Consider the following 9,838-nt stretch of genomic DNA (forward strand, 5'->3'; position numbering starts at 1 on the left):
GCAACTGTAGCCAACTTGCTCGCGCCTGCTTTATCAGCTCTGCTTGGCTAGCCACAGTGACGCGTCAGGAGCCCGCGATGAGGGTTCATTTTAGTTCCTAGCAACTTCTTCCACATTAAATTCAAAGGAATTAACGGGTTCGGGCCGAATAGATTCCCCCAAACACAAAGCCATAAATAAAATAAAGAAATAGCCCGTACCTGAATAAAACAATAAAGAATCCGACAAATTTCCAGCCATGAATGGCAGCAATACTGCGATGGCAATTACCCCCATCGTTTTCAGTCTGAAAGCACTAAAAAAAAGGCTGCCAAAAAAGAAACCGAGCAAAACCAAGCCCGCAATGCCAAATTCCGAGGCTATCAACCAATACTGGCTGTGAGGTTCCAATAATTTTCTATCCCATGAAGGAACTGGTTTTTCTTTTGCAAATGAATAAGTAAATCCCCCCGTTCCATTCCCAAACCAGGGACGCCGTGAAAACAATTCTCTGGCAAATTCATGAAATTGCAGGCGATAACCAATGGATGTGTCCTTATTATCTTGTTGGTAATGCTGCCAATCCGCTGCAACTTGCGCCACACGCGCATGAAGATCTGCATTTTCATAATAAAGCATGGTTAGTGCAGCAAAACCTAATATCCCGGCTAATATAGCCTGACGCCACGATAAAATTTGCAAAATTAAAAGCATCATCAGTAAAGCATAGATGACATAGCCAGTACGTCCGGTATTTACAAACCATATTTGATAACTGAAAAACAAACATAAAACAGCATATAAAGCACGGTGTTTCCCGCGTGCCCGGACAAATAATAAAGCAGATAGATAGCTGGCAAATGCCATCATGTAGCCGGTCATAATATGATTGCGGAATACATGTCCAGGATCGTCCCCATGATACTTAACAAAACCTGCAAGTTTTAGGATGGAAAGTGTACAAGTGATGGTCATGGCTAATAAAAAAGCATGAATGGCTAAACTACGGGTGCGTTTATTTTGAAATCCGACTGCTAAAATGGGCAAATACAATAACTTGCTATATTTCTCAATGACAAGCATTTGATCATGATGCGAGGCACGGCTCCAAAAACATGCAACGAATGCAACAAAAAATAAACTTAAAGCCGCCTTACACCAGGGCTTGTTAAGAGTATTTAATAAATCTTGCCTATAAACAGGGGAAAAAACGATTGAAGATACGGATAAAAATAAAAATACACTTTTAGCGGTAGAACTGATTGGAATGGCAAACACGGTTAAAGCTAAAAAAAATGGCAACATGGATTGAGCCGTCAACTGCCCACGTGTAATAGTAATCCCTGGCATCATGCGCTGTCCTTAATTGATGGTAGTTCGTTAAGTGTAGAATCTGGATATAATTGTTTTAAGCCGCGGTAATAGGTTCCTTGTGCATTCAAAAGTGCAAATATGAACCCTTCCTTTCCATCCATAAAGCCGCGTTGCAGAATATAACAGCGAAAGAACATCCACCCCGTTCCTAATAACGTTTTTAAAAAGGTAGCATGTTTTTTCTCTTGTAACCGTATTTTAGCGCTGTAAGATGAATATCGGTTCAATTTATAAAGGGCATGACTTACATCCCGATAAGAGTGATGCCTGAGTGGTGTATGGATTTTCTCGATCCTGGCGCCTGCGGGTAAAATTACTTTTTCATGAACAATGTCATTACTGTAATAAGCTCCTTGCCGTTTGAACAAGCGTACGTGCCGCTTGGGGCTTGAAGAATAGCGCAAAGGTTTATCGTAGAAATACATGCGGATGGGAACTCGGTACGCATCAGCCTTGTTGCCAGCAATAGCAGCCACAATTTCTTGCTTCAGCACCGCATCTACGGATTCATCCGCATCCAAATTTAATACCCAGTCACCTGAAGCCGCAGCCAGTGCCCTTTGTTTCTGCACCCCATATCCTTGCCAGTCAGTTTGATAAACTTTCTCAGTATATTCTTTGGCAATTTCTACAGTTTGGTCCGTGCTTCCTGAATCCAATACAATAATTTCATCAGCCCATGCAATGGATTCAAGGCAACGTCGAATATTAATTTCTTCATTTTTAGCAATAATAACAACACTAAGCATGCAGGGTGTTTTGAAATTAAAAGTTTTGCTGGCATTTTACCCTAAACATGAAAGAAATGGTAAGTGCTGTTGAGAAAAGATTAAGCCCGGTTCGCTGCTGCACCAACCGGGCTTAATAAAGCTTGGGATTAAAAACCAAACAAATTTTTACCGTGTTAACAAACCCCTTCGCGATAATCGTGATTATCAAAATGAAGCTTGTCATCTTTCATCTTTAAAGTTACATGGCCGCCATTGGCTAATTTACCGAACAAAAGCTCTTCAGCCAGAGGCTTCTTGATGTGATCCTGGATTAAACGCGCCATCGGGCGAGCTCCCATGGTTTTGTTATAACCATGTTCAATTAACCATTCACGAGCTGATTTTTCTACGGTAAACGTAACACCTTTACTACTCAATTGCTCTTCAAGCTCCATAATGAATTTGTCAACCACCAAGCCAATTGTTTCAACGTTAAGAGCTGTAAAATTGATGATTGCATCAAGTCGGTTTCTAAATTCCGGACTAAATTGCCGCTTGATGGCTTCCAAACCATCGTTGCTATTGTCTTGCAAGGAAAAGCCTATGGAATTGCGGCTGATTTCACTAGCACCGGCGTTGCTGGTCATTACTAAAATTACATGACGGAAATCGGCTTGGCGCCCATTCGTATCAGTCAAGGTGCCATGATCCATAATTTGCAGCAATAAATTAAACACATCGGGGTGTGCTTTTTCAATTTCATCCAATAACACGACAGAATGTGGATTTTTCGTCACAGCTTCGGTCAATAACCCGCCCTGATCATAGCCTACATATCCCGGAGGTGCACCAATCAAGCGTGATACCGTATGTTTTTCCATATACTCGGACATGTCAAAACGTAAAAGCTCGATGCCCAATACATTAGCAAGTTGGCGTGTGACTTCTGTTTTACCGACCCCGGTAGGCCCTGCAAATAGGAAACACCCTACTGGTTTTTCCGGGTCGCGCAACCCTGAGCGCGATAATTTGATGGCAGACGCCAAAGCGGTAATGGCATCGTCTTGACCGTAAACCAGCAATTTAAGATCACGTTCCAAGTTACGCAACGTATCCTTATCACGGGCTGAAACTTTTTTAAGCGGTATTCTGGCTATTTTAGCCACTACATTTTCAATCTCAGTAACACTAATGATTTTTTTACGTTTTGATGGTGGCATGAGATTCTGATAGGCACCCGCTTCATCAACCACATCAATTGCTTTATCCGGCAAGAAACGCTCATTAATATATTTAGCCGACAATTCCGCAGCGGCCCTTAAGGATGGGACAGAAAATTTAACGCCATGGTGAGCTTCCAGGCGCCCCTTTAATCCTTTTAAAATTTCAAATGTTTCTTCAATGCTTGGCTCGGTGATATCCACTTTTTGGAAGCGGCGGGCCAGAGCTCTGTCTTTTTCAAAGATGCCGCGGTATTCTTGGTAAGTGGTTGAACCAATGCATTTTAACTCGCCGTTTGCCAGCAAGGGTTTGATTAAATTGGACGCATCCATTACTCCGCCAGAGGCAGCGCCGGCACCGATGATCGTATGAATTTCATCAATAAACAAAATACCACCATCTTGATCGCCCAATTGTTTTAACACAGCTTTCAGCCGTTTCTCAAAATCCCCACGATATTTGGTACCGGCCAACAGAGCTCCCAAATCCAGAGAATAAACTACGCAGTTTTTGATTGCTTCAGGGACTTCACCATCGACAATGCGCCGTGCCAACCCCTCGGCGATGGCAGTTTTCCCAACACCCGCCTCGCCCACCAGCAATGGGTTATTTTTACGGCGACGGCAAAGCACCTGTACCGTGCGCTGAATTTCTTCGTGGCGCCCAATAAGAGGATCAATTTTCCCCATTTTTGCGCGCTTGTTTAAATTCATACAATAGCTTTCCAAAGGCGATTCATTGCCTTCAGCAGACATCATTTCTTCATCCATGGCAGAATTCATGCCGTCATGCATGTCGTTATTTTGATATTTGGAGACGCCGTGCGAAATATAATTGATAACATCCAGGCGCGTAATGTTTTCACGCCGTAAAAAATAAACAGCCTGGCTTTCCTGCTCGCTGAAAATAGCTGCAAGCACATTCGCCCCGCTTACTTCGGTCTTACCCGCTGATTGGACGTGAAACACAGCACGTTGTAAAACGCGCTGAAAACCAAGTGTCGGTTGGGTTTCGCGATCCACTTCATCCTCTGGGATCCTTGGTGTGGTTTCGTCAATGAATTCGATTAAATCACGACGCAGCGCTTCAATGTTGGCATCACAAGCTTGCAATACATTCCCTGCAGCAGGATTATCAAGCAGCGACAACAGTAAGTGCTCAACCGTCATAAATTCATGACGTTTTTCTTTTGCTTCTTTAAAAGCTAGATTAAGGGTGAATTCAAGCTCTTTATTTAACATATCGCTGCTCCTCCTATCCAGCACTGCTACTTACTCTGGTTCCATGCTACACAGCAATGGATGGTCATTTTGTCTGGCATAATCATTAACCAAAACAACTTTAGTCTCTGCTATATCGCGGGTGAATACCCCGCATACTCCCCTTCCTTGAAGATGAACCTGAAGCATAATTTGTACAGCAAGTTCTTCATTCAAATGAAAAAAACGCTTTAACACATCAACAACAAAATCCATGGGTGTGTAATCATCGTTGAGCAGAATGACTTTATATTTTCGAGGTTGTTTAAGCGCTGGTAAAGCTTTTGCTTCAGCCACCTTACGCTCTACAATCTCCCCCAAATTCCACCCACTCATTACATCACACCTTATACTAATTTATAGTATTTCATTACGATTTTGGCCAGTAAAAACAGTTTTAATCCCGAAGTAAGGAGCGATTCTTACCGCTCCTTACCCATGAAGACTACATATGTTTAATTATAGCGTCCGCAAACCCAGAGCAGCTGACACAAGTCGCACCGTCCATTAATCTTGCAAAATCATAAGTCACTGTTTTTGCTTCAATTGCTCCTTCCACACCCTTAAGAATGTAATCTGCCGCTTCCGTCCAGCACAAGTGGCGCAACATCATTTCAGCCGATAAAATGATTGAGCCTGGGTTTACTTTATCTTGGCCAGCATATTTAGGTGCAGTTCCGTGCGTGGCTTCAAAAACTGCAATGCTGTCGCTTAAATTGGCTCCAGGTGCTATACCAATCCCACCCACCTGAGCTGCCAGGGCATCCGAAATATAATCACCATTTAAATTCAAGGTAGCAATGACGCTGTATTCTTCAGGTCTTAGTAAAATTTGCTGCAGGAATGCATCGGCAATTACGTCTTTAACGATAATGGTTTTGCCCGTGTTTGGATTTTTAATCTGCATCCATGGCCCGCCCTCATACTCTTTGGCAGCGAAATCCTGACGGGCTACTTCATATCCCCAGTCTTTAAACGCACCTTCAGTGAATTTCATAATATTGCCTTTATGCACCAAAGTCACCGAATCGCGATCATTATCGATGGCATACTGGATAGCAGCTCTTACCAGGCGAGACGTACCAGCCTTGGAAACCGGTTTAATTCCAATGCCACAATGCTCCGGAAAGCGAATTTTTTTAACGCCCATTTCTTGCTGCAGGAAATGAATGATTTTTTTTGCTTCCATCGTATCCGCTTGCCATTCGATCCCTGCATAAATATCTTCTGAGTTTTCTCTAAAAATAACCATATTGGTTTTCCAGGGCTCTTTAACTGGACTGGGAGTACCCTTAAAATAACGTACGGGACGCAAGCAAACATAAAGATCTAAATCCTGACGGATAGTCACATTTAAAGAGCGGATACCACCGCCTACTGGAGTTGTTAGAGGACCTTTGATGGAAACTGCAAATTGCTTTAAAGCATTCAATGTTTCTTTAGGCAACCATTCATTGTGCCCGTACACTTGCGTAGCCTTCTCCCCGGCATAAACTTCCATCCAAGCTATTTTCCTCTCGCTGCCATATGCTTTGTTTACTGCTGCATCGACAACTTTTAGCATGGCTGGTGTTACATCGACCCCAATCCCATCCCCTTCAATAAATGGAATAATTGGCTGATTGGGCACATGCAGTTTTCCGTCCTTGACAGTAATGGCTTCACCTTGCGCAGGCACCTGAATTTTTTCAAAGGTCATAGACTTCTCCATCAATTTTTAAAGCAATCATCATAGCATGGGCAGCAGGTTTGTCCCAAATAGGTCGGGCTCATTAGACAGGAAAATTTAAATAGGATGATGCTGGTAAGATGAGCTAACGATAGGATTTCGATAAAAAGACGCTATCGGCAATTATTCGTATCCAAGGCCATAGAACCGTACCTAACAAAGCACTACTCAATGCAACGATAGGGTTATAATGATTTCCTAAAAAAGCATCCAACAACAGCAGCACAGCCTGATAAGTCAAACAAAAAAGGGCAATAAAAACCATTTGCTGCCCAAGGGGGAAAAAATTAAACCGCCTTCCTTTTTTGGCAGCCAGCCAACAGGTAATCAACAACGCAAATGCGTGTTCTCCAATGACGGTAGATAAAAGGACATCCAAGCATAATCCAATGATCAGCAAAAAAAGAACATTCATATGCCCTGACATTAAAAATTGTGCATAAAGCACCAACAGCAGAACCCACGCAGGCCGAATACCCATTAAAAACTCAGGCATGGGGAGAATGGTTAAAATTAAAGTGAGAAGCAAACTCAATAAAAATCTTGCCGTTACATAAATCATGTTATTTCATTATCCTTTATGCTCCGCTTGCACTCACCGCATTGGCCGCCAGATTTTTAGTCTTAGATACGGACTTATCATCCTCCATCGCATTCAAGCGCTCGGTTATTTCTGCAGACAATTGAGCATATTCTTTTTCTGGCCATATCAATAATACCAATCGATTGCGATTTAACAGCGCTATTGGTTTGACACTTACCTTAATAAATTCTTCACCCGGCATGTTTTTAACTTCTTCAACTTCACCCACAGGATAACCCTCCGGGTAACGACGACCCAAACCGGATGTCACCAGTAAATCCCCTTTTACGATAGCAGAAGATTTTGGCAAATTAATGAGCGACAGCTGGCTGATGTTATTTTTCCCGACCAAAATGGCACGCTCACCGGTGCGGTTATTTTGCACAGGAACAGCGCTTTTGGAGTCAGAAATTAATAAAACCGTGCTGGTCATTACTCCTACATCGATGACTTGCCCCATAACGCCTTTGGCATCCAGTACGGGTTGTCCGCGGAACACACCATCACGTTTGCCTTTGTTTAAAACCAATATTTGACGGGAAACACTAGTATCCACTGCGAGAATTTGGGCAGCCATGGCTCTTGTATGGCCATTAACGGAAGCCAGAAGTAATTCTTTTAATTGCGAGTTTTCATTGCGGATGACGAGAAGCTTTTGTAATTGTGCTTCCAACATGGTTTGTTGATGGCGCAATTGCATATTTTCATCAATAAGTGCCTTTTTGGTGCTCATTAAGGATTTTCCCCAGCCTATAATGCGCACAGGATAGTCCACTGCGTATTGCACTGGAGCAACAAGTAAAGAAAAACCGCTGCGAACCTCGTCCAAATATCGGTAATGGTCGTCAGCAATCATAAGAGCCAATGAAACAGCCAAAGCAAACACAAAACTTAAGGAAGAGTGTTTGCCTTTGACAAATAACCGGCTATGAGAATTATTCAGTTGATAAGAAATCGCCACCACGCAAGTCCATGGTTTCTAAAGCTTTACCACCACCGCGAGCCACACAAGTTAACGGATCTTCAGCCACCAGTACTGGCAAGCCGGTTTCTTCCATTAACAATGTATCCATATTTTTCAATAAAGCTCCGCCCCCGGTTAACACCATACCGCGCTCGGCAATATCTGCAGCAAGCTCTGGTGGCGCCAATTCCAAAGCGGCACGCACTGCACCTACAATACCTGACAAGGGTTCTTGCAAAGCTTCCAGGATTTCTGCACTGGTTAAGGTAAAACTGCGTGGCACGCCTTCGGCAAGATTACGGCCGCGCACTTCAATTTCAAACAGATCGCGGCTTGGGAATGCTGAACCAATCTCATGCTTAATGCGCTCAGCGGTTGTTTCACCGATTAATGTACCGTAGTTGCGGCGAACGTAAGAGACAATGGCGTCATCAAACTTATCACCACCAATGCGTACGGATTGATGATAAACGATTCCGCTTAGCGAAATGATCGCCACTTCCGTGGTGCCACCGCCGATATCAACAACCATCGAACCGCTTGCTTCCTCAACCGGCATGCCAGAACCTAAAGCAGCTGCCATGGGTTCTTCAATTAAGAAGACTTCACGCGCTCCTGCTCCCATAGCTGATTCACGTATCGCACGGCGCTCCACTTGCGTCGAACCGCAAGGCACGCAAACCAATACGCGCGGACTTGGCCTTAAAAACCGATTTTCATGCACTTTATGAATGAAATGCTGCAGCATTTTCTCAGTCACAAAGAAATCTGCAATAACGCCGTCCTTCATCGGGCGGATAGCATTTATATTGCCAGGGGTTCGGCCTAACATGCGCTTTGCCTCAAGACCCACAGCAGCCACTCTTTTCTGGCCAGCTTCGTTTCTTAAAGCCACCACAGAGGGCTCATTCAGCACGATGCCTTTATCTCTAACGTAAATGAGTGTATTTGCTGTACCTAAATCGATGGATAAATCGTTAGAGAATACACCCCTAAGTTTCCTAAACATGAACTTTATTACCTCGTTCTTTTTTTGGGGAGCACTTTAACTCAAATTTGGATAAAAATCGACAGATCTTTACAAGATTTTTCTCATGCAGGATAAATGCTCATTACAGCCTGATGGTTTATTCAGGCTGTAATTTTTAGAACTTATTGTACAACAAATACTTCCTGTAATTGCGCCAAATGCTTTTGCACAAATTGCTTTCCTAAGCCGCGCACATGGGCCAAATCTTCCACCGCATGAAAAATGCCATGTTCATCGCGGTAACGCACGATGGCTTCAGCGCGTTTTTTACCAATTCCCGGAACAGAATGGGTCAGTTCCTTAGCGTCGGCTTTATTTAAGTCAATCTTTTTTGTTGCCTGGACAAGGGGTGGGGGTAAAGTTTTTTCTACTGCTTTATCTGCTGCAAAGAGTGGATTGGGGATAAAAAATAACGACAACAAACCCGCAAGAATACTTGCTTTCATATCAATCTCCTTATTTTGATTGGACTGTTCTCTTTAATAAGAGAGAAATAAGTATTGCAATAATTTAAGTGGCTGTCGAGGTATTTATAGTATTATCAAAGGCTAACTATAGAATTCGTATCTACTTTGAATAAATTGTTTCCCTATTTATTTCTCAAAGCTTGAGCCATTCCAGAAACCCCAGCATAATGAACAAATATTAAACAAAATATTTAATTGTGAATCATATCCCCTTCAGAAGCAAGACAACAGCTAGCCCAAGTTTGTAAGAATTATCTCCAACATAAAGAAGATTCAGTAAAAAAATTTTTAGGCCCTGATAAGAAAGATACTAGGCAACGTCCCTAAAGTTTTTTAGCCAAGATTTCATCTTAAATTGAGCACAAATTTTTCTATTTCACTTCGATCTACCCCCTCTCCCGCGATAGGAGCTTTGATAGTATGATGATGCCCTTCGCGGGAGAGGGTTGGGGAGAGGGAATGTCACGGATGGTCATTGATGACGAGATGTGGTCTCGTTTAGAAAAATTACTTCCAAAGCCT

General features: G+C 42.9%; 9 protein-coding genes. All 9 read right to left on the reverse strand.

Annotated elements, in window-relative coordinates; genetic code table 11:
- Positions 1-90 precede the first annotated feature (90 nt).
- Positions 91-1,332, reverse strand: a complete 1,242-nt coding sequence (locus ELY11_RS08885) for an O-antigen ligase family protein (protein WP_126954121.1) — start codon at positions 1,330-1,332, stop codon at positions 91-93.
- The gene (locus tag ELY11_RS08890; RefSeq protein ID WP_126954122.1) at positions 1,329-2,102 is read right to left on the reverse strand and encodes a glycosyltransferase family 2 protein; all 774 of its coding nucleotides are present in this window, start codon (positions 2,100-2,102) and stop codon (positions 1,329-1,331) included. Before ELY11_RS08890 ends, ELY11_RS08885 begins: the two co-directional genes overlap by 4 nt.
- Before the next feature lie 155 nt (positions 2,103-2,257).
- The gene (gene clpA, locus ELY11_RS08895; protein ID WP_126954123.1) at positions 2,258-4,525 is read right to left on the reverse strand and encodes an ATP-dependent Clp protease ATP-binding subunit ClpA; all 2,268 of its coding nucleotides are present in this window, start codon (positions 4,523-4,525) and stop codon (positions 2,258-2,260) included.
- Positions 4,526-4,555: 30 nt separating this feature from the next.
- Positions 4,556-4,879 (reverse strand): ATP-dependent Clp protease adapter ClpS, encoded by a 324-nt coding sequence (gene clpS, locus ELY11_RS08900; RefSeq protein WP_126954124.1) that lies wholly within the window; start codon positions 4,877-4,879, stop codon positions 4,556-4,558.
- Between the two features lie 109 nt (positions 4,880-4,988).
- Positions 4,989-6,242: an NADP-dependent isocitrate dehydrogenase gene (gene icd, locus ELY11_RS08905; protein ID WP_199741527.1), complete on the reverse strand. Its 1,254-nt coding sequence runs from the start codon at positions 6,240-6,242 to the stop codon at positions 4,989-4,991.
- Positions 6,243-6,357: 115 nt separating this feature from the next.
- Positions 6,358-6,834: a rod shape-determining protein MreD gene (gene mreD, locus ELY11_RS08910; RefSeq protein ID WP_126954126.1), complete on the reverse strand. Its 477-nt coding sequence runs from the start codon at positions 6,832-6,834 to the stop codon at positions 6,358-6,360.
- Between the two features lie 16 nt (positions 6,835-6,850).
- Complete coding sequence (gene mreC, locus ELY11_RS08915; RefSeq protein ID WP_233579778.1) at positions 6,851-7,816, reverse strand: rod shape-determining protein MreC; 966 nt, start codon at positions 7,814-7,816, stop codon at positions 6,851-6,853.
- Positions 7,791-8,828 (reverse strand): rod shape-determining protein, encoded by a 1,038-nt coding sequence (locus tag ELY11_RS08920; protein ID WP_126954127.1) that lies wholly within the window; start codon positions 8,826-8,828, stop codon positions 7,791-7,793. Before ELY11_RS08920 ends, mreC begins: the two co-directional genes overlap by 26 nt.
- Positions 8,829-8,971: 143 nt before the next feature.
- The gene (locus ELY11_RS08925; RefSeq protein ID WP_127033162.1) at positions 8,972-9,295 is read right to left on the reverse strand and encodes a ComEA family DNA-binding protein; all 324 of its coding nucleotides are present in this window, start codon (positions 9,293-9,295) and stop codon (positions 8,972-8,974) included.
- Positions 9,296-9,838: the final 543 nt, after the last annotated feature.

It is taken from the genome of Legionella septentrionalis (assembly GCF_003989745.1).
Classification (GTDB): domain Bacteria; phylum Pseudomonadota; class Gammaproteobacteria; order Legionellales; family Legionellaceae; genus Legionella_A; species Legionella_A septentrionalis.

What these genes read in the sequence shown, in the direction of transcription:
- ELY11_RS08885 (WP_126954121.1), bottom strand. Translation starts at nt 1,332, where the DNA reads ATGATGCCAGGGATTACTATTACACGTGGGCAGTTGACGGCTCAATCC.
- mreD (WP_126954126.1), bottom strand. Translation starts at nt 6,834, where the DNA reads ATGATTTATGTAACGGCAAGATTTTTATTGAGTTTGCTTCTCACTTTA.
- icd (WP_199741527.1), bottom strand. Translation starts at nt 6,242, where the DNA reads ATGACCTTTGAAAAAATTCAGGTGCCTGCGCAAGGTGAAGCCATTACT.
- ELY11_RS08920 (WP_126954127.1), bottom strand. Translation starts at nt 8,828, where the DNA reads ATGTTTAGGAAACTTAGGGGTGTATTCTCTAACGATTTATCCATCGAT.
- clpS (WP_126954124.1), bottom strand. Translation starts at nt 4,879, where the DNA reads ATGAGTGGGTGGAATTTGGGGGAGATTGTAGAGCGTAAGGTGGCTGAA.
- ELY11_RS08890 (WP_126954122.1), bottom strand. Translation starts at nt 2,102, where the DNA reads ATGCTTAGTGTTGTTATTATTGCTAAAAATGAAGAAATTAATATTCGA.
- ELY11_RS08925 (WP_127033162.1), bottom strand. Translation starts at nt 9,295, where the DNA reads ATGAAAGCAAGTATTCTTGCGGGTTTGTTGTCGTTATTTTTTATCCCC.
- clpA (WP_126954123.1), bottom strand. Translation starts at nt 4,525, where the DNA reads ATGTTAAATAAAGAGCTTGAATTCACCCTTAATCTAGCTTTTAAAGAA.